This window comes from Pseudomonas sp. Q1-7, assembly GCF_028010285.1.
In the GTDB taxonomy this organism is placed as follows: domain Bacteria; phylum Pseudomonadota; class Gammaproteobacteria; order Pseudomonadales; family Pseudomonadaceae; genus Metapseudomonas.
Genome location: NZ_CP116304.1, coordinates 470,171 through 492,154, shown reverse-complemented (window position 1 = coordinate 492,154; position 21,984 = coordinate 470,171). Strand labels below are relative to the sequence as shown.

Sequence of the window (21,984 nt, the reverse complement as noted above, 5' to 3'; positions counted from 1 at the left end):
GGAGAACCCCATGCGCATCGCCCTCTACCAGTGCCCACCGCTGCCGCGCGACCCGGCCGCCAACCTCGAACGCCTGCAGCAGCGGGCGGCCGAGGCGGCCTCCCGTGGCGCGGCGCTGCTGGTCAGCCCGGAGATGTTCATCAGCGGCTACAACATCGGCCGCGACGCGGTCGCCAGCCTCGCCCAGGCCTCTGACGGGCCCTGGGCCGAGCGGGTAGCGGGGATCGCCCGCGAGCATGGCATCGCCATTCTCTACGGCTACCCGGAACGCGGCGCGGACGGCGTGCTGTTCAACTCGGTGCAGTTGATCGACGCCCAGGGCGCGAGTCTCGGCAACTACCGCAAGACCCACCTGTTCGGCGAGCTGGACAAGGGCATGTTCAGCGCCGGGAACGACCAGTATCCGCTGCTGGAACTCAACGGCTGGAAGCTGGGCCTGCTGATCTGTTACGACGTGGAATTCCCCGAGAACGTCCGCCGCCTGGCCCTGGCCGGCGCCGACCTGGTGCTGGTACCGACGGCCAATATGGAACCCTTCGACTTCGTCTGCGAAGTGCTCGTGCGCGCCCGTGCCTTCGAGAACCAGTGCTACCTGGCCTACGCCAATTACTGCGGCGGCGAAGGCGAAATCCGCTATTGCGGCTTGTCCAGCGTGAGCACACCGGACGGCGACCAGGCAGCGGTGTGCGGCCGCGAGGAAACCCTGGCCTACGCCGACCTCCAGCGCGACAAGCTGGAAGCATCGCGGGCGCGCATCACCTACCTGCAGGACCGGCGGAAGGAGTTGTACGGGCCGTTGGCCTGAGCCCAATCCCCCCTTGTGGGAGCGAATTCATTCGCGAATCGGGCCGAAGGTCCGACCCACTCTGCAGGGGGACCGCATTGCGGTCCTTTCGCGATTGAAATCGCTCCTACACCTGTTCCCCCCGCCCCCTCAGGTCAACACCGCATGGGGCCCGGTGAGGCCGAAGGTGGACAGGTTTTCACCGAAGCTCGGTGTCTGCCAGTCGAGATGAGGGAAACGCGTGCGCCGGAAGGCGTAGTGTTCTGCCGGATAGTGGTGCAGGGCGCGAAGGAAGGCCTTCTGTAAGAGACGGTTGCCGCACGAAAGCGAACCGCGGAAAAAGAAAAACCCCGCCTAAGCGGGGTCTTGCAGACTGTGTACCGACATCCCTGATCCAACCGCCATCCTGGCGGAAATCCGGCGTATCCCTGTTTTGCAGTGCGCTTCCTGCGCGACGTCCAATGCTGTGAAGGTTAGTCCCGGGCCAGAGCCCTCGGAAGGGGTTATAACCGTCAGTGTATGTAAGCCAATGCCTACACGATCTGGTCATTAGCCGCGCCGTGGTTAGTGCTGGCTCCCGGCACGACCAAGCAAGCGATCGGTTGGCCTTGGTTGGGTCCTGGCGGTATTGTTAGACTCGCTTTGTCCTACAAGAACAACAGGCCCCGACACGGCGGTCCCAGGGTCATGACCATGCGCCCAGTCCTTACTGCCCTTCCCTGCCTGGCGGCCCTTGCCGTCGGTTTCGCTTTCGCTGGTGGCCAGGACCGTCTGGCCGACCCCAAGGCCGCTGTCGAACAGGCCTTCTGGCAACAGCTCTACGCCGGCGGCGGCACCACCCTGTATTGCGGCAAGGCGTTCAGCGCCCCTGGCGGCCTGCTCAGCGCCAGCCCGGTGTACAGTGCCAGGCAGATCAAGAGTGCCCTGCGCTGCGTCACCGACAGCCAGTGCCAGGTTGCCAACCCGCAATACCCCTACATGCTGTCCGACCTGCACAACTTGTACCCGGACCAGTCGCGCATCGAACTGGCGCGCCGCAACGCGCTGTTCGGCGACGTGGGCGAGGGCGGGCAAGCGACGCTGGCCGACTGCGACTTCAAATCCGCCTACCAGTTGGTGGAACCCCGCGACGCCGCCAAAGGCAACGTGGCCCGGGCGATCTTCTACATGCACACGGAGTACGGACTGCCCATCGTCGGTCAGTTGCAGATGTTCCAGCAGTGGAACCGCCTCGACCCGGTGGACGACGACGAGCGCGCGCGGAACAACCGCATCGAAACCCTGCAGGGCAACCGCAACCGTTTTATCGACGATCCGACCCTGGGCGATTCACTGCAGCCGTAGTGCCACGCTCCCGCTGGTACAGCAGAAGAATCAGCGCCAGCACGGGTAGATTCTTGGTCAGCGGTCCGAATGGATGCCCCCAGAAACCCGGATCGATCAGACTGAGCAGCAGGCTGTAGAGCAGTACTACCGCGCCTTGTACTTGCAGACACACCCGTTGCGCCCACCCACTCAGGAGCCAGAGCCCGATGAACAGATCCGACCCTGCGCCGCCATACAGGCAAAAATCGGCCAAGGCGCCCTGGATCCCGGCACCCGCCAGAACCTCGTAACCGATATCCCGGCCACTGCTGACCGATACCAGGGCGGTGGCCAACCAGAGAAAGACCAACGAGTAGCGGGCAAGCATCCAGGCATTCATGGCATCAGACCACCGACAACGGCTTGGCGACCATCAGCCAGAGCAGCAACAAGATGGCGCTGAAGGCCGGGATGCCTAACGCAGTCCAGCGCCGCATCCATTTGCGCAGCTCGGCGTCGGACGCCCCGGCAACCATGGCCTCGGCGCTGCGGCGCAGACGGTACTGAATGGCCACCACCGGCAACCAACAGGCACCGATGAAGAGAAACAGCGCCAGTGCCGCGATGAACCATGGCGAGTCGTAGCGATAGCCGGTGACCTCCATGAGCGCGACCCCGCTGGCGAACTGCAGCAGCACCGCCGGTGCGGTGAAAAACCAGTCAGCAATGACAACCAGGCGCGCAGTGCCGGCCATCAGGCGCGAATCGCCGCTGCGGGACGCCAGCAGCATGAAAAACGCGATGCCGCCGCCGGTACCGATCAGCACGGTGGCGCCGAGCACATGGAGGTACTTCAGCAACAGGTAGGCACTCATGGGGCGGCTCGATGATAGATGCCAAGTGGTGCGGCCTGCGCATCGAAGTCCGCCAGGTCGAACAGCCCCAGGCAGGGTATCGCGCCGCGCGCCATCAGTTCGCCACGCAGCAGCTTGTTCGCCAGGATGATCGCCGACAACGTCGGGATGTAAGGACCAACACCCCGCTCGGCGTAGAGCGTCCAGAGCAGGTGCTTCGGCCGGCCGTCATGCCCGCGTCCTTCGAGTTCGATACGCATGCCGCCCGTATCCGTGCCGAAGGCCATCAAGGGCTGCCGAGCCTTCAGCATGGCCGCCGCCCAGGGCGACCAGTCGGCCACCAGACCCGCCTTCGTCGCGGCGGCCATGGCCACCATGCAATGGTGCAGCAGTGGCAGCTCGAGGCCGGCCTGGAAGCGTACGCTGCGCACGCCGGCATAGCGCTCGGGAAAGAGTTCCAGGTCAGGGATGTCGATATTGGCCAGCCAGCGCCGTCCCACGGGATCGCCGAAGTCGACGCGACGCGCATCCATCCAGCCACGGCGCGCCCGCCAATGGCCATCGATCAGTACTGGAAATGGGTGGCCGGTGTAGCTGAGGATGCCTTTGAGGGTGGCCTCTCCCACTTCGGCCTTGTTGCCGGGGGCGATGGCGAAGTCGATCGACTCGAGGTGCGAGAAGTCACCACGGAAGTGGTCGATTACCGTGGATGACAGGCCCGGGACCGAACTGGCGCCACTGACAACCAGTACATCCCGCGCCCGAGCCTCGTCGTCCAACGCACGTATATCGCAGACATAGCGGCGGCCATCGGCCAAGTCGATGCAGTGGGCGCCCGCGCGAATGCAGGCGCGAGGGACACGGTAGTCCTGCCCCTGAAAAGGCCCGCTGGTGTGAATGACGACGGTTGGCGCGAGAGCCGCCAGTTGCGTGGCGAAATCGGGAGAGGCGATATCTAGCCGCGCGGGTTGGAAACGGGTTCGCGCCGCTCCGCTGGGCGCCAGCTCGGCGCAGAGTCTTGCCGCGCGCCCCAGGCTGCGTCCGGCAATCACAAGCTCCAGCCCCGGATGAGCCTTGCCCAAGTTCTCGGCAATTCGCTTACCGAAATTGCCGTACCCACCGAGAATCAGCACCCGCGCCATCTATCACCTCCTTGTGTAGCGGCACATGGTAATCCAGCGCGTTGGGCTGCGCTTCCTTCGCCAAAGAATCCCCAGAAAAACAGAAGCCCCGCATCTGCGGGGCTTCATGTTTTGCGGGGGGCCGATCAGAACTGCTCGGCGTCCAGCAGGTAGAGCGACTCGCTGCCGGCCTTCACCGAGGCGGTCAGGGAGTGAATGCGCGGCAGCAGGCGGGCGAAGTAGAAGCGCGCGGTGCCGAGCTTGCTGGCGTAGAACGGGTCCTGGCCTTCCTTGCCCAGGGCGGCCCGCGCCATCAGCGCCCACATGTAGGCGTAGGCGGTGTAGCCGAACACGTGGAGGTATTCGACCGAGGCGGCGCCGATCTCGTTCGGGTTGTTCTTGGCGCGATCCAGCACCCAGGCGGTGAGTTCGTCCAGGTTGGCCACGGCGGCCTTGAGCGGCTCGGTGAACTCGGCCAGCTCGGTGGAAGCACCGCTCACGAACGCCTTGATCTCGTTGGAGAACTGCTCGTAGAACGCGCCACCACTGGCCACCACCTTGCGGCCCATCAGGTCGAGGGCCTGGATGCCGTTGGTGCCTTCGTAGATTTGCGCGATGCGCACGTCGCGCACCAGTTGCTCCTGGCCCCACTCGCGGATGTAGCCGTGGCCGCCGAAGATCTGTTGGCCATGCACGGTGGTTTCCAGGCCGAGGTCGGTGAGGAAGGCCTTGGCCACCGGCGTGAGCAGGGCCACCAGATCTTCGGCGCGCTTGCGCACGACCGGGTCTTCGCTGTACTTGGCGGTGTCCAGCTGCATGGCGACATAGCTGGAGAAGGCACGGCCGCCTTCGTTGGCCGCCTTCATGGTCAGCAGCATGCGGCGTACGTCCGGGTGGACGATGATCGGGTCGGCCGCCTTGTCCTTGGCCACCGGGCCGGTCGGCGCGCGGCTCTGGATGCGCTCGCGGGCGTATTCCAGGGCGCTCTGGTAGGAACGCTCGCCGGCGGCCAGGCCCTGGATGCCGACGCCCAGGCGCTCGTAGTTCATCATGGTGAACATGGCAGCCAGGCCTTTGTTCGGCGCGTCGACGATCCAGCCGGTGGCGCCGTCGAAGTTCATCACGCAGGTGGCGGAGGCCTTGATGCCCATCTTGTGTTCGATGGAGCCGCAGGACACGGCGTTTTTCTCACCCAGGGAGCCGTCGGCATTGACCATCACCTTGGGCACCAGGAACAGGGAAATACCCTTCGGACCGGCCGGCGCGTCCGGCAGCTTGGCCAGCACCAGGTGAATGATGTTCTCGGTCAGGTCGTGTTCGCCGCCGGTGATGAAGATCTTGGTGCCGCTGATCTTGTAGCTGCCATCGGCCTGGGGTTCGGCCTTGGTGCGGATGATGCCGAGGTCGGTGCCGGCATGGGGCTCGGTCAGGCACATGGAGCCGGCCCAAACGCCCGCGTACATGTTCGGCAGGTACTTTTCCTTCAGCTCTTCGCTGGCGTGGGCGTTGAGCGACAGGCAGGCGCCGGCGGTCAGCATCGGGTACAGGCCGAAGGACATGTTGGCCGAGTGGACCATCTCTTCCACCTGGGCGGAGATCGCCTTGGGCATACCCATGCCGCCAAAGACCGGATCGCCGCCCACGCCGACCCAGCCGCCTTCGGCGTAGGTCTTGTAGGCTGCGGGGAAACCGGCCGGAGTGGTCACACTGCCGTCCTTCCACTGACAGCCTTCTTCGTCGCCGCTGCGGTTCAGCGGGGCGATCACGCCACCGGTGACCTTGCCGGCCTCTTCCAGGATGGCGGAGGCGGTATCGGCGTCCACTACTTCTGCCAGGGCCGGCAGCTCGCCCCAGAGCTTGGCAACCTCGAAGACTTCATTGAGGACGAAGCGCATATCGCGCAGGGGCGCTTTGTAGTCAGCCATGTGCAAACCTCGCAATCACTCACAGGCGGCCAAGGGGCCGGTTTCACGAATAGCCCCGGAGTGTACATGAACAACTTTTTGGAGACATAGTGTCATTTAGTGACCATATATCCACACAAAGTCACGCATTGCGATACGTGGCAAAAGGCCCGCACGGGGCGGGCCTCAGACCGTTCATCGGTGTTTACAGGTAGAAGTGCTCCGCCGGCAGCTGCATCAGGCAATCGCTGCCCGCCTCCACCGCCGCCCGGTGGGCCTCGGTACGCGGCAGCAGGCGCTTGAAGTAGAAATCGCAGGTCGCCAGTTTGGTCTGGTAGTAGGCTCCGTCGCCCTCGCCGGCCTGCAGCTTGCCGTCCGCCACCAGGGCCATGCGCAGCCAGAGCCAGGCCAGGGTGATGTAGCCAGAATACATCAGGTAATCCAGGGCGGCGGCGCCCACTTCGTCCGGGTTCTTCATGGCGGCCATGCCGACCTTCTGGGTCAGTTCGCCCCACTGCTGGTTGAGCCGAGCCAGTTCGGCCACCTGGACCTTGAGTCGCGGGTGCTCGGCCCGGGCCTGGCAGAACGTGTGGATGAGCCGAGTGAAGCCACGCAGCAGCTTGCCCTGGCTGCCGAGTACCTTGCGGCCCAGCAGGTCGAGCGCCTGGATGCCGTTGGTGCCTTCGTAGATGGGGGCGATACGGCAGTCGCGCACCAGCTGTTCCATGCCCCATTCGCGAATGTAGCCGTGGCCGCCGAACACCTGCATGCCGAGGTTGGTCGCTTCCAGGCCGGATTCGGTCATGAAGGCCTTGCAGATGGGCGTGAGGAAGGCCAGCAGGTTCTCGGCTTCCTCGCGCTGTTCGGCGCTGTCGCTGCGATGGGCGATGTCCAGTTGCTGGGCAGTGAAATAAGCCAGGGCGCGGTTGCCCTCGTTGAACGCCTTCATGGTCAGCAGCATGCGGCGCACGTCCGGGTGGACGATGATCGGGTCGGCCGCCTTGTCCGGCGCCTTGGGCCCGGTCAGGGCGCGCATCTGCAGGCGATCGCTGGCGTAGCGCACGGCCCCCTGGTAGCTGGCTTCGCCGAGGCAGAGGCCCTGCATGCCGGTGCCCAGGCGAGCATGGTTCATCATGGTGAACATGCAGTTCAGGCCCTTGTTGGCTTCGCCGATGAGGAAGCCCTTGGCGCCGTCGAAGTTCATCACGCAGGTGGCCGACGCCTTGATGCCCATCTTGTGTTCGATGGACCCGCAGGCCACCGCGTTGCGCTCGCCGATGCCGTCACCCGCCGGGAGGAACTTGGGCACGATGAACAGGGAAATGCCTTTGGTGCCGGCAGGGGCATCGGGCAGCTTGGCCAGCACCAGGTGGACGATGTTCTCGCTCATGTCGTGCTCGCCGGCGGAGATGAAGATCTTGGTGCCGGAGATCGCATAGCTGCCGTCGGCCTGGGGTACGGCGCGAGTCTTGATGATGCCGAGGTCGGTACCGCAGTGAGGTTCGGTCAGGCACATGGTGCCGGTCCAGCGGCCTTCGGTGAGACGGGTCAGGTAGGTCTGTTTCTGTTCTTCGCTGCCGTGGGCATGGATGGCCGACATGGCGCCGTGGGTCAGGCCCGGGTACATGGCCCAGGACTGGTTGGCCGAAGCCACCATCTCGCTGATGATCAGGCCGAGGGAGTGCGGCAGGCCCTGGCCACCGTAGGCCGGGTCCGCCGCCAGGCCGTTCCAGCCCCCTTCCACATACTGCGCGAAGGCTTCCTTGAAGCCCGTGGGTGTGGTCACCACGCCTTCGCGCCACTGGCACTCCTCTTCGTCGCCGGATCGGTTGATCGGCGAGAGCACCTGTTCGCAGAACTTGGCGCCTTCCTCGAGGATCGCGGCAACCATGTCCGGTGTGGCGTCGCTGGCACCCAGGGCCGCATAGGCGGCCGGAAAGTCGAAGACTTCATCGAGGAGGAAATGGATATCGCGCAGGGGGGCCTTGTAGTCGGGCATGGCAGATCTCCTTGGGGGGTATCCGGCGAACCTACTTCGCTCGCACGCCCCTCACAACGACGCTGCCGCTGCTGAATGCAGCGTCATAACCGACCCCGTCAGACCGCGGCGCGCTTCACCCTCACCGCCCCACGACGGTTCTCGCCATGCCGGAAGACCCGGTTGCGGCCGGCGCTCTTGGCGTTGTAGAGCGCCTGGTCGGCGGCCTTGATCACCTCTTCTGCGGTGCGCTGCTCGGCATCCCGCTCGGCGACGCCGATGCTGATGGTTACCGAAACCGTCGCCCCGCCGGCGGCACCGCGCTTGGCGCGCCCGGTGTCATCGCTTTTCGGCCGGCTGGACGAGTCACGCAGGTGCATCTGGTAATCCTCGATGGCCTGGCGCACCGCCTCCAGGTGCGGCAGGCAATCTTCCACCGATTTGCCAGGGAAGAGGATGGTGAACTCCTCGCCACCATAGCGGTAGGCCTTGCCACCCCCGCCCACCTTGCGCAGGCGGCTGGCGACCAGGCGCAGCACCTGATCGCCCACATCGTGGCCGTAGGTGTCGTTGAATTTCTTGAAATGGTCGACGTCGGTCATCGCCAGCACATAGTTACGGCCCAGGCGTCGCAAGCGCTCGTTCAGCGCGCGGCGGCCGGGCAAGCCGGTAAGCTCGTCACGAAAGGCCATCTGATAGGCCTCGTGAGCCACCGAGGCGGTGAGGGCGAGCATCACCATGCTGCTCATTACATGCAGGGCGTGGGGCAGCAGGAACACCTTGGGCAACATCCACAACAGGCCCAACAGCCCCAGCAGCTGTGCGGCGTGCTGCTGGCGTGGCTGGCGCAGATAGGTGGTCAGCAGGGCCACCAGTGCCAGGGCGAAGGCCGGGTAGGCGAGCTGCACCAGGGTCATCCAGCCGCCGTGCAGCCAGGGCCAATGAACCTTGCCGATGATGCCCAGTAGCGCTTCCGGGTAGCTGCTGGCAAGCGCCAGCGTCACACCGATCACCGCGATCAGCACCGCACCACGGGCGACGAAATCCTGCAGCAGGTGGGTGCGTTCCTCCCAGCAGCCGTACAAACCGTAGAGCACGGGCAGCAGCAGACTGCAGAGGTGGAACACCAACCCAGCGTCTTCCCGCACCACGTGCTCGGCCTGGTAATGGTCGACCTGGGTATCGAGCTGGTAATAGGCCAGGTAAACCACCAGCAATAGCGCCACCTGGCGCACCCGCCCATAGGCCGAGCAGAAGGCACCGCCCAACAGCAGCAGCAGGGTGGGCAGCACGTTGAACAGGGAGGTGAAGAACTCGTTCATCCCGGACAGCGAGCCCAGCACCCCGCCCCCGACCACCAGCAGCAACGGAGGCAGGAAGTGGCTGAGGCGATAGGACGCACGAGGCCGCACGGGTCTGATCCTGGGAGTCGAAAGACGGGGAAAAATCGAGGTGGCGATATGATTGCACAGCCATGAGGCAGGCGCACGAACAGTCACTGCGAACTTCTGCACAACACCGACAGCGGAAACGACAAAGCCCGCCGGATGGCGGGCTCTTCGTGCAGCGCTGAACCTTAGTAACCCAGGGCGAAGTCTTCTTCGGCCAGGTCCATCAGGTTGCTGGCACCGGACAGCATGGTTTCCACGTGGGTGCGGGTGCGCGGCAGGATGCGCTGGAAGTAGAAGCGCGCGGTCTGCAGCTTGGCCTTGTAGAAGGCGGCATCGCCTTCGCCGGCGGCCAGCTTCTCGGCGGCCAGGCGAGCCATGTCGGCCCAGAAGTAGGCCAGGCAGGCGTAACCGGAGTACATCAGGTAGTCCACCGAAGCGGCACCGACTTCCTCGCGATCCTTCATGGCGGCCATGCCGACCTTCATGGTCAGTTCGCCCCACTCCTTGTTCAGCTTGGCCAGCGGCTCGACGAATTCCTTGACGGCGTCGTTGGCTTCGTTGGCCTGGCAGAACTTGTGCACGATCTTGGTGAAGCCCTTCAGCGCCTCGCCCTGGGTCATCAGGACCTTGCGGCCCAACAGGTCGAGGGCCTGAACGCCAGTGGTGCCTTCGTACATCATGGAGATGCGGCAGTCGCGCAGGTTCTGCTCCATGCCCCACTCGCTGATGAAGCCGTGGCCGCCGTAGATCTGCATGCCGTGGGAAGCGGACTCGAAGCCCACTTCGGTCATGAAGGCCTTGGCGATGGGGGTCAGGAAGGCCAGCAGGCCGTCAGCGGCTTTCTTCTGCTCTTCGTCCTGGCTGTATTTGACGATATCCACCTGCTTGGCAGTGAAGTAGACCATGGCGCGGTTGCCTTCGGCGAAGGCCTTCATGGTCAGCAGCATGCGGCGGACGTCCGGGTGGACGATGATCGGGTCAGCGGCCTTGTCCGGCGCTTTCGGACCGGTCAGGGAACGCATCTGCAGACGCTCGCGAGCGTACTTGATGCCACCCTGGAAACCGACTTCGGCATGGGCCAGGCCTTGCAGCGCGGTACCCAGGCGAGCGGTGTTCATGAAGGTGAACATGCAGTTCAGGCCCTTGTTCGCCGGGCCGATCAGGTAGCCGGTGGCGCCGTCGAAGTTCATCACGCAGGTGGCGTTACCGTGGATGCCCATCTTGTGCTCGATGGAACCGCAGGACACGGCGTTGCGCTCGCCTACGCCGCCATCGGCGGTGGGCAGGAACTTCGGCACGATGAACAGGGAAATGCCCTTGGTGCCGGCGGGTGCGTCGGGCAGGCGGGCCAGTACGATGTGGACGATGTTGTCGGCCATGTCGTGCTCACCGGCGGAGATGAAGATCTTGGTGCCGGAGACTTTGTAGGAGCCGTCGGCCTGGGGCTCGGCCTTGGTGCGCAGCATGCCCAGGTCGGTACCGCAGTGCGGCTCGGTCAGGCACATGGTGCCGGTCCATTCGCCGGACACCAGCTTGGTCAGGTAGGTGTGCTTCTGCTCGTCGGTGCCGTGGGCGGACAGGGTGTTCATCGCGCCGTGGGACAGGCCGGGGTACATGCCCCAGGACCAGTTGGCCGAACCGACCATCTCGCTGATGGCCAGGCCCAGGGACTCCGGCAGGCCCTGGCCGCCGTGGTCGACGTCATGGGCCAGGCTCGGCCAGCCGCCCTCGACGAACTGCTTGTAGGCTTCCTTGAAGCCGGTGGGGGTCTTCACACCGGTCTCGCTCCAGGTGCAGCCCTCGGTATCACCCACCCGGTTCAGCGGAGCGATCACCTGCTCGCAGAACTTGGCACCCTCTTCGAGGATGGCGTTGACCATGTCCGGGGTGGCGTCCTGGCAGCCAGGCAGGCTCTGATAGTGCGCTTCGTAGCCGAGCAGTTCGTCACGAACGAAGCGGATATCACGCAAGGGGGCCTTGTAATCAGGCATAGCGGTAAACCTCTGCGGTGGGTTCCTAGTTCAGCTGACCGGAGCGCCGGTCGCTTGCGGCATCTGGTGGTGATTGCGACAGCAATCAAACAGGCGTTTGAAACATACGTTTACGCCAATGCCCTGTCAAGCGCTCCGCCCGACCGGCCGGTCACATGTCCCTGGCAGGCAGCAGAAAACCCTGCCTTGAGACAGTAAAGATCAAGAAACTGAGCAGCAGGGGGGGCAGGGTGCCGGGAGGCCGGGGGCAGAGCCGCCGCGATGGCGGCCGCGCGGATCAGGCGTGGGTATCGATCAGGGTGCCGAGGACATCGTCGGCGGTTGCGACGACCTTGGCTCCAGCCTGGGTCTGCAGCTTGGCCACCGTGAGCTCGACCAGATTGCCCGCGAGCTCGGCGCCATGCTGTGTCGATGCGTCGGCGGGAGGCACGTTGGCGCTGGCGATCTCGCCAGCGGCCTGGTCGAGGCGGCGCTGACCGGACTGGATCGCGCCGAGGCCGGCGCTGAAGGCACTACCCTGGATTTCCATGGTGGATACCGAAGCAGATAGGAGAGTGCCGGCAATTGAAGCAGCCGGCATGGCAATACGCAATCACTGCGAGACGAACGTCACCAGCGGCGACAAGTCGAGATGACGCGCCACCGCCGCTGGAGCCGCCTCGTCCAGGCGTGGAACGCGACCGAGGCAAGGCGCAGGCAGGCGCTCGGCCAGGGTGGCGAGATTCGCCTCCAGGCGCGAGGTATGCGGGTCCACCAGATTGGCGACCCAGCCCGCCAGGGCCAGCCCGTCGCGCCGGATCGCCTCGGCGGTCAGCAGCGCATGGTTGATGCAGCCCAGGCGCACACCCACCACCAGGATCACCGGCAGGCCGAGGGCGATGGGCAGGTCGGACAGGCTGGCGGAACCGGCCAGGGGAACGCGCCAGCCACCAGCGCCCTCCACCAGGCAGAAATCGGCCCCCTTGGCCAGCACCCGGCGCACCGGCGCCACCAGGGCTTCGATATCCAGCACCACACCGGCCTCTCGGGCAGCGAGGTGCGGCGCGATGGCCGGGGCGAAGGCCAGCGGGTTGACCTCGTCGTAGGCCAATGGCAACGAACACTCGTCCAGCAGCGCCAGGGCATCACCGTTGCGCAGACCCGCGGCGGTTTCCTCGCAGCCCGAGGCCACCGGCTTGGCCGCGGCAGTCGACAGACCCGCCAGACGCGCCGCATGCAGCAGGCCGGCGGCGATGGTGGTCTTGCCAATCTCGGTATCGGTGCCAGTGACGAAATAGGCCGCCGCCATGTCAGTCTTCCTTCTTCAGTACGCCGTAGACCACCTGGTAGGTGGCCGGCAGGCCCTGGGGCTGGCGGAAGCGCTCGTAGGCCTCCACCAGCGCGAGAATGCGTGCTCGCCCGGTCAACCCGCCGGGGCGGCCTGGGTTGAGGTTGTGGGCGCCAAGGGCCTTGAGTTCATGGGTCAGGGTGCGCAGGTCGGCGTAGTGCAGCACTTCGGCCTGACTGCCCAGGTCCAGCGGCAGCAGGCCACTGGCGGCACAGAGATCCTGGTAGTCCTCCAGGCGGCGGAAACGGTTGACGTGGACGAAACCATCCACCGCCTGCCAACTGTCGCGCAGTTCCTGCAGGGTGCCGACGCACAGGCTGCTGAAGGCGAACACGCCGCCCGGCTGCAGCACGCGGCGAGCCTCGGCGAGCACGGCGGCGAAATCGGCGCACCATTGCACGGCGAGACTGGAATAGATCAGTTGCTGAGTGCCGCCGGCCAACGGCAGGTGCTCGGCGTCCCCAGCCACGAACCGACGCGCGCCTCCCAGGGGCCGGGCGTGGCGCAGCATGCCTTCGGCGATATCCAGTGCCAGGCCTTCGCTCTGTGGGAAGCGCGCGGCCAGGGTGCGGGAGAAGTAGCCGGTGCCGCAGCCCAGGTCGAGCCAGCGCTGCGGCGCGAAACCGTCCGGCAAGCGGCGCAGCAGCTCATTGCCGACCGCGCGCTGCAGGGCCGCGACACTGTCGTAGCTGGCCGCCGCACGGGAAAACGAAGCCGCGACCTGACGTTTGTCCGGCAGAGGGCCTTCGGCAATCCGCGGATCAGTCATCGCCACCCTCGCGCATGAAATCGAGGATTGCCGCCGCCACCTCGTCCGACCGCTCCAGCGGCAGGCCATGACTGGCCTCGGCGAAGACCTGCACCTCCACGTCCGGCAACCACTCCAGCAGCGCATCGGCGGCCGTGGCCGGCACCAGCGCATCACGGCCGGCGAACAGGTGCATTTGCGGCCCGGCGTAGCCCTGGATCGCGGCGCGGACATCCAACACGTCCAGCAGGCGCAGGCCGGCATCCAGTACTTTCGGTTCGGTGGGCAGTTGGGTGACCTGCAGTTGGCGCGCCAGGGTGCGGGCATCCCGCGCCCCTTGGGCCACCAGCATGGTGAAGCGCTTGAGGGTTTGCGCCGGATCGAGGCGGCAGGCCTCGTGGAACGCCGCGAAGATGTCGCCGGACATGGCGCAGGGCCAGTCGTCCCGGTCGCGAAAGCTCATATTGCTGCACAGGCCGATCAGGCCACGGCAGGCATCGCCGCGGCGCGCGGCCAACTGCGCGGCCAGCATGCCGCCGAGGGACCAGCCGGCCAACCAGCAGTCCTGGGGCAGGCGCGCGTCCAGTTCGTCGAGCCAGGCGCCGGCCTGCTCCAGGGCGGGCAAGGGCTCGATTTCCACGTGCACATGCGGTGCGAGCTCCAGCAAGGCGTCGCGCAGAGGCTCGAGGGCGGCCGGGCCAATGGCCCAGCCGGGTAGCAGAATAAGACGCTCACGCATGGGCGGCTTCCTCCCTGGCCAGCACTCCCCAGCATTCGGCCAGGGCACTCAACAAGGATTCAAGCTGTTCTTCGCTGTGAGCGGCGGAGAAGGTGACGCGCAGTCGCGCGCTGCCGGCCGGCACAGTGGGCGGGCGAATGGCGCCGACCAGGATGCCGCGTTCGCGCAACAGGGCGGACAGTTTCAGGGCACGGGCACTGTCGCCGATCAGGATGGGCTGGATGGGTGTCGGACTGTCCATCAGGGTCAGGCCGATCTCGGCCGCGCCAGCCCGGAAACGGCGGATCAGCGCGTTCAGGTGTTCGCGGCGCCAGCTTTCGCGCTGCAGCAGCTCCAGACTCTTGAGGGTGGCGCAGGCCACGGCCGGAGGCTGGCTGGTGGTGTAGATGTAAGGGCGGGCGAACTGGATCAGCGTCTCGATCAGTTCCTCGCTGCCGGCGACGAAGGCGCCAGCGGTGCCGAAGGCCTTGCCCAGGGTTCCCACCAGCACGGGCACATCGTCCTGACCCAGGCCGAAATGCTCGACGATGCCGCCGCCAGTGGCGCCCAACGGGCCGAAACCGTGGGCGTCGTCCACCATCACCCAGGCACCACGCGCCTTCGCCGCGGCGCAGAGGGCCGGCAGGTCCGCCAGGTCGCCGTCCATGCTGAAGACGCCATCGGTGACCACCAGCGTATTGCCCTCGGCCTTCTCCAGGCGGCTGGCGAGGCTGTCGACGTCGTTGTGCAGGTAGCGCGAGAAGCGCGCCCCGGAGAGCAGGCCGGCGTCCAGCAGGGACGCGTGGTTGAGGCGATCCTCCAACACGGTGTCGCCCTTGCCCAGCAGCGCGGTGACCGCGCCCAGGTTGGCCATGTAGCCGGTGGAGAACAGCAACGCGCGGGGCCGGCCGGTGAATTCGGCCAGGGCCAGCTCCAGGTCATGGTGCGGGCCGCTGTGGCCGATCACCAGGTGCGAGGCGCCACCACCGGAGCCCCACGTCTGCGCGCCATCGCGCAGCGCACGGACCACCTCGGGATGGTTGGCCAGGCCCAGGTAGTCGTTGGAACAGAAGGCCAGCATGGGCCGGCCGTCCACCACCACCACGGGGCCCTGCGGGCTTTCCAGCAGCGGGCGCTGGCGATGGAGGTTGTCCGCATGGCGGGCGGCGAGGCGGGAGGCGAGATCGAAGGACATCGGAATGGATCACCGGTAGCTGGTGGATAACCGCAAACGGGTTATCCACCCTACGAAGAGGTCGGGTTCTGCGTAGGGTGGATGGCGCGTTCTCCATCCACCAGACGGGACGTCAGGCGGAAGCGGCGTTGTAGAACAGTTGCGAGTCGCGCTGCTCCACCAGGGCCTGTTCGATGGCGGCCTGGTGCACTTCGTCGGCGTGCTCTTCGCGCTCTTCGGGCTTGATGCCGAGGCGGGCGAACAGCTGCATGTCCTTCTCCGCCTGCGGGTTCTTGGTGGTCAGCAGCTTCTCGCCGTAGAAGATCGAGTTGGCGCCCGCCATGAAGGCCAGGGCCTGCATCTGCTCGTTCATCTGCTCGCGACCGGCGGACAGGCGCACATGGGACTTCGGCATCATGATCCGCGCCACGGCCAGGGTGCGGATGAAGTCGAACGGATCGACGTCCTTCTCCTCGGCCAGCGGAGTGCCCTTCACTTTGACCAGCATGTTGATCGGCACCGACTCCGGATGCTCCGGCAGATTGGCCAGCTGGATCAGCAGGCCGGCGCGGTCGTCCACCGACTCACCCATGCCGAGGATGCCGCCGGAGCAGATCTTCATCCCCGCCTCGCGCACGTAGGCCAGGGTCTGCAGGCGCTCGCTGTAGGTGCGGGTGGTGATGATGTTGCCGTAGAACTCCGGCGAGGTATCGAGGTTGTGGTTGTAGTAGTCCAGGCCGGCTTCGGCCAGGGCCAGGGTCTGCTCCTGGGTCAGCTTGCCCAGGGTCATGCAGGTTTCCAGGCCGAGCTTCTTCACGCCCTTCACCATTTCCAGCACGTAGGGCATGTCCTTGGCGGACGGGTGCTTCCAGGCGGCGCCCATGCAGAAGCGGGTGGAGCCGATGGCCTTGGCTTCGGCAGCGGCCTCCAGGACCTTCTGCACTTCCATGAGCTTTTCCTTGTCCAGGCCGGTGTTGTAGTGGCCGGACTGCGGGCAGTACTTGCAGTCTTCCGGGCAGGCGCCGGTCTTGATCGACAGCAGGGTGGAAACCTGCACCCGGTTCGGGTCGAAGTGCGCACGATGAACGGTCTGGGCCTGGAACAGCAGGTCGTTGAACGGCTGCTCGAAGAGGGCCTTCACCTCGGCGAGGGACCAGTCATGACGGGTAGCGAGGGATGCGGTTGCACTCATGGAGGTTTCCTTCGACGCTTGGACGGCGCCTCTTGTCAGGGATACCCGGACGGGGAATCCGGGAATTCAGGCTTAGGGCATCATATGTGGAGCTGTGACGCTGTCAACCATGATTGCGACACAGGTCGACATCTGATCAATTAATCGTCAACCAACACACTGAACCAGAAACGCCGGCGAAACTCCAATCCAGGCAGCCTCACCGTTCAAGGAGCACCATTTCGCAATGCGTACAGAAGGATTTTTCGAGTGGCTCGGGCGGATCATCGGCACCGCCATCCGCTTCGTCGTCGACCTGCTCTCCGGCCTGTTGGGCGGGATCGGCCAGGCCATCGACGACTTTCTCAACGGCCTGGCACGGGCGATCGGCATGGACCTTTCCCTCATCAGCCTGATCCTGCTGGTGATCGGGCTGCTCCTGCTTTACAGCGGCATCCGCGCGCTCCTCCGCAAATCCCTCATCGGCGGCCTGGTGCTGACCTTCCTCGGCCTGGTGGTGATGAGCTGGCTGATCGTCTGAACCATGTCCCAGGGAGGGGATCATGCTCACGCTGTTCGCCCGGTTGCGGCCGGCCTGGCTTCGCCAGACACCACGCTGCCTGCTCTGCCACGGCGAGGGTGGCGACCTGCCCATCTGCGCCGACTGCGAGACCGAGCTGCCCTGGCTGGCCGGTCATTGCGTCAACTGCGCGCTGCCCTTGCCGACCAGCGGCCTGCCCTGCGGCGACTGCCTGAAACGGCCGCCACCCTTCGAACGGGTGGAGGCTCCCTGGCGCTATGGATTCCCGGTGGACAGCCTGATCACCCGCTTCAAGCACCAGGCGCGTTGGCCCCTCGGCCGGCTGCTGGGCGAACTGCTGGCCCAGCATCTCGAACAGGCCTTCAACGACGGCCTGCCGCGCCCGGACGTCTTGCTGCCGGTGCCGCTGGCGGCAAGGCGCCTGCGCCAGCGGGGGTTCAACCAGGCACAGATGCTCGCCCGCTGGCTGGGCGACACGCTGGGGATTCCCGTGCAGGCCGACTGGCTGCGGCGCGTGGAAGACGGCCCGCCCCAGCAACACCTGGATGCCGCCGCCCGCCGCCGCAACCTGCGCCGGGCCTTCGCCCTGGACGCCGGCGTCAACGTCCGCGGCCTTCACCTGGCCGTAGTCGACGACGTGCTGACCACCGGCACCACCGCGCACGTCCTCGCCCGCGCATTGAAGCGTGCGGGCGCAGCGCGGGTGGATGTCTACTGCCTGGCGCGCACGCCCAAGCCGGGCGACACCTGAAGGCTTGACGTTGGAAAGCAGCGAGCGCAGCCTGCGCGCCAGCCCTCTCGACAAGCGCCCGCCCATGAGCCTGACCAGCGCCCTCACCCAGCAACTCACCCGTCGCCCACAGCGCCTGGCGCTGCTGGAGCAGATCGCCGTGCAGGGCTCCATCACCCGCGCCGCCAAGGCCGCGGGCCTGAGCTACAAGGCCGCCTGGGATGCCATCGATGAGCTGAACAACCTGGCCGAGCGCCCCCTGGTGGAGCGCATGGTGGGCGGCAAGGGTGGCGGCGGTGCGCGACTGTCTGCCGAGGGCGAACGCCTGCTGGCCCTCTACAAACGCCTGGAAAGCCTGCAGGCGCGCCTGCTGGAAAGCGCCGAGAGCGAGCAGGACCTGGAGCTGCTGGGCCGCCTGATGCTGCGCACCAGCGCGCGCAACCAGTTGAGCGGGCGGGTGCTCGCCATCGAGTCCAGGGGCCGCAACGACGTGGTCACGATCGAACTGGCCGGCGGTATGCCGCTGCTGGCGCAGATCACCCACGACAGCACCGAGAAGCTGGAACTGGCGGCCGGACGCTCGGTCGTGGCACTGATCAAGGCCGGCTGGCTGCGCCTGCAGCCACTTTCCGCGCCGGCGGACGAAACGCTCAACCAGCTGCAGGGCCGCATCGTGGAAATCCTCGGTGCCGAGGACGGCCCCAGCGAAGTGCGCATCGCCCTCCCCCACGGCCAGACCCTCTGCGCCCTGGTCGAGCCCGAGCGCCTGGCACAGCTCGGCCTCGCCAGCGGCGACCCGGTGCGGGCACAGTTCGCGCCGGGGCAGGTGCTGCTCGGTACAGCGCTCTGAACGACGCCACCGGTCGAGCGAGCGGTCAATGAGCCCCGGAAGCCATTCACGACGCAGCGATTCCGCCGCGCAGCCGGCCATTGGGGATAGACTGGGCGCCTGACTGCCGGAGCGCCCCATGTCCCACCCTTTCGATGACCTTACCCCCGACCTGGTACTGGATGCCGTGGAAAGCCTCGGCTTCCTCAGCGACGCACGCATCCTCGCGTTGAACAGCTACGAGAACCGCGTCTACCAGGTGGGCATCGAGGACGGCGAACCGCTGATCGCCAAGTTCTACCGGCCGGACCGCTGGCGCGACGCGGCGATCCGCGAAGAACATGCCTTCACCGCCGAGCTGGCGGAGTGCGAGGTGCCGGTGGTGGCTCCCCTGGCACGGGATGGCGAAAGCCTGTTCGAACATGGGAGCTTCCGCTTCGCCCTCTTTCCGCGGCGGGGCGGCCGTGCGCCGGAGCCGGGCAACCTCGACCAGCTCTACCGCCTTGGCCAGTTGCTCGGCCGTCTCCACGCCGTGGGCGCCAGTCGCCCCTTCGAACAGCGCGAAACCCTGACGGTGGACAACTTTGGCCACCAGTCCCTGGCCACCCTGCTGGAGGGTGGTTTCATTCCCCGCAGCCTGCTGCCCGCCTATGAATCGGTGGCCCGCGATTTGCTCAAGCGCCTGGACGCCCTGTTCGCCAGCGTGCCTTACCAGCCGATCCGCCTGCATGGCGACTGCCATCCGGGCAACCTGTTGTGCCGCGACGAGGTTTTCCATGTGGTGGACCTGGACGATTGCCGCATGGGCCCAGCCGTACAGGACCTGTGGATGATGCTGGCCGGCACGCGCCATGAGCGCCTCGCCCAGCTTGCCGAGCTGGTGGACGGCTACCAGGAATTCCACGACTTCGTCCCGCGCGAGCTGCCACTGGTCGAAGGCCTGCGCGCCCTGCGCCTGATGCACCACAGCGCCTGGATCGCCCGCCGCTGGGACGACCCGGCCTTCCCCATGCACTTCTCCTGGTTCGGCAGCGAGCGCTACTGGGGGGATCAGATCCTCACCCTGCGGGAACAGCTGGCGGCGCTGGACGAGGAGCCGCTGAAGCTGTTCTGAATCCGATCCGGTGGGCGAATTCATTGGCGATTGAAATCGCCCACACAAGGCAAGCCACACCCTGTCGTAAAGAAGCCCTTACGCCTTTCGCTTGCGCAGCCCCTTGGAAGAACCTGAGTGCACAGACAAGTCTGCGCGGCGCCCACTAGAATGTCCGACCACTCGTTAGCTGCCTAAGCAAGGACACTCCATGGCCACCGCCGACCCGCGCCGCGGGTACATCCTCGGGCTCTCCGCCTACATCATCTGGGGACTCTTTCCGCTCTACTTCAAAGCCATCCAGAGCGTGCCGGCGCTGGAGATCATCGTCCACCGTGCGCTGTGGTCCGCGCTGTTCGGCGCCACGCTGCTGCTGGTGTGGAAGCACCCCGGCTGGCTCCGCGAACTGCGGGAAAACCCCAAGCGCTTCGGCGTGCTCGCCGCCAGCGGCCTGCTGATCGCCGGCAACTGGCTGGTGTACGTCTGGGCGGTGAACAACGGACGGATGCTGGAAGCCAGCCTGGGCTACTACATCAACCCGCTGGTGAACGTGCTACTGGGGATGCTGCTCCTCGGCGAGCGCCTGCGCCGCCTGCAGTGGATCGCCGTGCTGCTGGCGGCCGTCGGCGTGGCCCAGCAGATCTGGCAGGTGGGCACGCTGCCCTGGGTGTCCCTGACCCTGGCGCTGACCTTCGGCTTCTATGGATTGATCCGCAAGCAGGCCCCGGTGGCAGCGCTACCCGGCCTGGTGGTGGAAACCTGGCTGCTGTTGCCCCTGGCCATCGGCTGGCTGCTGCTGCACCCCGCCGCCCTGTCGGCCCAGGGCGATTTCTGGGGCAGTTCCGAGTCCCTCTGGCTGATCGCCGCCGGCCCCATCACCCTGGTACCGCTGGTGTGCTTCAACGCCGCCGCACGCCACCTGCCCTACACCACCCTGGGCTTCCTCCAGTACCTGGCGCCGACCCTGGTGATGCTGCAGGCGATCTTCCTGTTCGACGAACACTTCGACCCGAGCAAGCTGCTGGCCTTCTGCTTCATCTGGGCAGGTCTGGCCGTCTACAGCGTCGACGTCTGGCTCACCCTGCGACGCCGGGCCTGAATCCCGCCCACGGTGGAACGTCGCCTCGCGGAGTTCCACCGTGGCGCTTCACTTCTCCTGGTGCAGGTTCAGCTCCACCATCAACTCGTCCGCCAGGCTTTCAAGCTTCGCCTGCAAGGTGTCCAGTGACAGCGTCAGCGGCACCGCCAGCAGCGCTTCGGCGTGGAACAGCGGCTCGCTGCTCATCGGCGCCGGCATCACTTCGGTCACCAGGCTTTCCAGGTTGACCCCCAGTTCCGCCAGCAACCGGGTGATGTCACGGACGATGCCCGGGCGGTCGTTACCCACCAGATCCAGCCGGATCGGTTTCCACGTGCAGGACGGCTCGATGCCACTCTGTGCCAGCATCACGCGGATGCCGTGGGCGCTCAGCCCCTGCAGCGCTTCCACCAGTTCGTCGTGGCCTTCGGCGGCAACCGCGACCCGCAATATCCCGGCGAACTGCCCCGCCATGCGCGACATGCGGCTTTCCAGCCAGTTGCCGCCATGGGCGGCGATGCATTGCGCGACGCGTTCCACCAGACCGGGCTGGTCCGCCGCGATGACCGTCAATACCAGATGATCCACGCTCGACTCCTCATGTGGGCAAAGGGCGCCGCCTCAGGCGAGGCTCAGCCAATAGGTGTAGAACACGTCGTCCCGCTTGTAGCCCAACCGTTCATAAAGCGCCTGGCCAGCCAGGTTGGTTTTCGCGGTTTCCAACTGGATACCGCAGGCGCCGGTGCGCTCGGCATGGGCGCGGGCGGCGTGCATCAGCTTTTCGCCAACGCCCTGCCGCCGAGCGGCGGGCACTACATAAAGATCGCTCAACAACCAGGCCGGTGCCAGGGCCAACGACGAGTGATAGGGGTAGAGCTGGGTCAGGCCGAGGGGCGCGCCGGCATCGTCACGGGCGATGAACAGGATCGCGTCACCGCGCACCAGACGCTGTTCGAGGAAGGCGCGGATATCCGCCTGCGCCCTGGGCACCTGGTAGAAATCCAGGTAGCCGGAGAATAGCCGGGCGAGATCGTCCAGATCGGCGAAGGTGGCCGCATGTACAGGCATGGAAGAACTCCGGGGACGGGTTCGCAGGAGTATAGGAAAGCCCCGAAAACCCGCCCTCAGCGCCGTGCGACGGCCTGTCGCAGTTCTTTTGAAAAAATCATCGTGTACATTTTTCAGATTTAACTGGAACAATACGCCAGTTTTTTGCGAACATTCTGCCTGCCGTTGTGACCGTAAAG

At 65.9% G+C, this 21,984-nt stretch carries 22 protein-coding genes and 1 pseudogene; 7 read left to right on the top strand and 16 right to left on the bottom strand.

What is annotated here, in order from left to right:
* Nucleotides 1-10: 10 nt before the first annotated feature.
* Nucleotides 11-805, top strand: a complete 795-nt coding sequence (locus PJW05_RS02275; protein ID WP_271410329.1) for a carbon-nitrogen hydrolase family protein — start codon at nt 11-13, stop codon at nt 803-805.
* Nucleotides 806-958: 153 nt separating this feature from the next.
* Here the strand turns inward: PJW05_RS02275 and PJW05_RS02270 are convergent.
* A pseudogene (locus PJW05_RS02270) lies at nt 959-1,072 on the bottom strand (MOSC domain-containing protein); the annotation flags it as partial.
* Between the two features lie 405 nt (nt 1,073-1,477).
* Between PJW05_RS02270 and PJW05_RS02265 the strand changes: the two are divergent.
* Nucleotides 1,478-2,128 (top strand): endonuclease I family protein, encoded by a 651-nt coding sequence (locus tag PJW05_RS02265; protein WP_271410328.1) that lies wholly within the window; start codon nt 1,478-1,480, stop codon nt 2,126-2,128.
* On the opposite strand, the gene PJW05_RS02260 is transcribed toward PJW05_RS02265, so the two are convergent.
* The 13 genes from PJW05_RS02260 to bioB all read right to left on the bottom strand — a co-directional run bounded on the left by PJW05_RS02260 (nt 2,088) and on the right by bioB (nt 16,487).
* Nucleotides 2,088-2,489: a DoxX-like family protein gene (locus PJW05_RS02260; RefSeq protein ID WP_271410327.1), complete on the bottom strand. Its 402-nt coding sequence runs from the start codon at nt 2,487-2,489 to the stop codon at nt 2,088-2,090. The genes PJW05_RS02265 and PJW05_RS02260 overlap by 41 nt on opposite strands.
* A gap of 4 nt (nt 2,490-2,493) precedes the next feature.
* Nucleotides 2,494-2,964 carry a DUF2269 family protein gene (locus tag PJW05_RS02255; RefSeq protein ID WP_271410326.1) on the bottom strand — a complete coding sequence of 157 codons (471 nt, stop codon included), beginning with the start codon at nt 2,962-2,964 and terminating at the stop codon, nt 2,494-2,496.
* Nucleotides 2,961-4,085 (bottom strand): saccharopine dehydrogenase family protein, encoded by a 1,125-nt coding sequence (locus PJW05_RS02250; protein WP_271410325.1) that lies wholly within the window; start codon nt 4,083-4,085, stop codon nt 2,961-2,963. Before PJW05_RS02250 ends, PJW05_RS02255 begins: the two co-directional genes overlap by 4 nt.
* A gap of 125 nt (nt 4,086-4,210) precedes the next feature.
* A complete protein-coding gene (locus tag PJW05_RS02245; RefSeq protein WP_271410324.1) occupies nt 4,211-5,989 on the bottom strand; it encodes an acyl-CoA dehydrogenase C-terminal domain-containing protein in 1,779 nt (592 codons plus the stop codon).
* Nucleotides 5,990-6,173: 184 nt separating this feature from the next.
* Entirely contained in the window at nt 6,174-7,967 is a 1,794-nt protein-coding gene (locus PJW05_RS02240; protein WP_271410323.1) for an acyl-CoA dehydrogenase C-terminal domain-containing protein, read from the bottom strand.
* 98 nt (nt 7,968-8,065) lie between these two features.
* Complete coding sequence (locus PJW05_RS02235; RefSeq protein ID WP_271410322.1) at nt 8,066-9,358, bottom strand: GGDEF domain-containing protein; 1,293 nt, start codon at nt 9,356-9,358, stop codon at nt 8,066-8,068.
* Nucleotides 9,359-9,522: 164 nt separating this feature from the next.
* Nucleotides 9,523-11,328, bottom strand: coding sequence for a phenylacyl-CoA dehydrogenase (locus tag PJW05_RS02230; protein WP_271410321.1), 1,806 nt, complete (start codon nt 11,326-11,328; stop codon nt 9,523-9,525).
* Nucleotides 11,329-11,605: 277 nt separating this feature from the next.
* Nucleotides 11,606-11,857 (bottom strand): hypothetical protein, encoded by a 252-nt coding sequence (locus tag PJW05_RS02225; protein WP_271410320.1) that lies wholly within the window; start codon nt 11,855-11,857, stop codon nt 11,606-11,608.
* Nucleotides 11,858-11,920: 63 nt separating this feature from the next.
* A complete protein-coding gene (gene bioD / locus PJW05_RS02220) occupies nt 11,921-12,616 on the bottom strand; it encodes a dethiobiotin synthase (protein WP_271410319.1) in 696 nt (231 codons plus the stop codon).
* 1 nt (nt 12,617) lies between these two features.
* Nucleotides 12,618-13,424 (bottom strand): malonyl-ACP O-methyltransferase BioC, encoded by an 807-nt coding sequence (bioC, locus tag PJW05_RS02215; protein WP_271410318.1) that lies wholly within the window; start codon nt 13,422-13,424, stop codon nt 12,618-12,620.
* Nucleotides 13,417-14,142 carry an alpha/beta fold hydrolase gene (locus PJW05_RS02210; protein WP_271410317.1) on the bottom strand — a complete coding sequence of 242 codons (726 nt, stop codon included), beginning with the start codon at nt 14,140-14,142 and terminating at the stop codon, nt 13,417-13,419. The genes bioC and PJW05_RS02210 overlap by 8 nt, the downstream gene beginning before the upstream one ends.
* Nucleotides 14,135-15,316: an 8-amino-7-oxononanoate synthase gene (bioF, locus tag PJW05_RS02205; RefSeq protein ID WP_271410316.1), complete on the bottom strand. Its 1,182-nt coding sequence runs from the start codon at nt 15,314-15,316 to the stop codon at nt 14,135-14,137. Before bioF ends, PJW05_RS02210 begins: the two co-directional genes overlap by 8 nt.
* A gap of 112 nt (nt 15,317-15,428) precedes the next feature.
* Nucleotides 15,429-16,487 (bottom strand): biotin synthase BioB, encoded by a 1,059-nt coding sequence (gene bioB, locus PJW05_RS02200; RefSeq protein ID WP_271410315.1) that lies wholly within the window; start codon nt 16,485-16,487, stop codon nt 15,429-15,431.
* 226 nt (nt 16,488-16,713) lie between these two features.
* On the opposite strand from bioB, the gene PJW05_RS02195 reads away from it, so the two are divergent.
* From PJW05_RS02195 to rarD, 5 genes are all read left to right on the top strand, one after another.
* Nucleotides 16,714-17,007, top strand: coding sequence for a hypothetical protein (locus PJW05_RS02195; protein ID WP_271410314.1), 294 nt, complete (start codon nt 16,714-16,716; stop codon nt 17,005-17,007).
* Between the two features lie 22 nt (nt 17,008-17,029).
* Nucleotides 17,030-17,758 carry a ComF family protein gene (locus PJW05_RS02190; protein WP_271410313.1) on the top strand — a complete coding sequence of 243 codons (729 nt, stop codon included), beginning with the start codon at nt 17,030-17,032 and terminating at the stop codon, nt 17,756-17,758.
* A 64-nt stretch (nt 17,759-17,822) separates the two neighbouring features.
* Entirely contained in the window at nt 17,823-18,587 is a 765-nt protein-coding gene (locus PJW05_RS02185; RefSeq protein ID WP_271410312.1) for a TOBE domain-containing protein, read from the top strand.
* Nucleotides 18,588-18,705: 118 nt separating this feature from the next.
* A complete protein-coding gene (locus tag PJW05_RS02180) occupies nt 18,706-19,680 on the top strand; it encodes a serine/threonine protein kinase (RefSeq protein ID WP_271410311.1) in 975 nt (324 codons plus the stop codon).
* A 190-nt stretch (nt 19,681-19,870) separates the two neighbouring features.
* Complete coding sequence (rarD, locus tag PJW05_RS02175; protein WP_271410310.1) at nt 19,871-20,758, top strand: EamA family transporter RarD; 888 nt, start codon at nt 19,871-19,873, stop codon at nt 20,756-20,758.
* A gap of 48 nt (nt 20,759-20,806) precedes the next feature.
* Here the strand turns inward: rarD and PJW05_RS02170 are convergent, their stop codons facing one another.
* Both PJW05_RS02170 and PJW05_RS02165 read right to left on the bottom strand, forming a co-directional pair.
* Complete coding sequence (locus PJW05_RS02170; RefSeq protein ID WP_271410309.1) at nt 20,807-21,325, bottom strand: glycine cleavage system protein R; 519 nt, start codon at nt 21,323-21,325, stop codon at nt 20,807-20,809.
* A 33-nt stretch (nt 21,326-21,358) separates the two neighbouring features.
* The gene (locus tag PJW05_RS02165) at nt 21,359-21,805 is read right to left on the bottom strand and encodes a GNAT family N-acetyltransferase (protein WP_271410308.1); all 447 of its coding nucleotides are present in this window, start codon (nt 21,803-21,805) and stop codon (nt 21,359-21,361) included.
* Between the last annotated feature and the right edge of the window lie 179 nt (nt 21,806-21,984).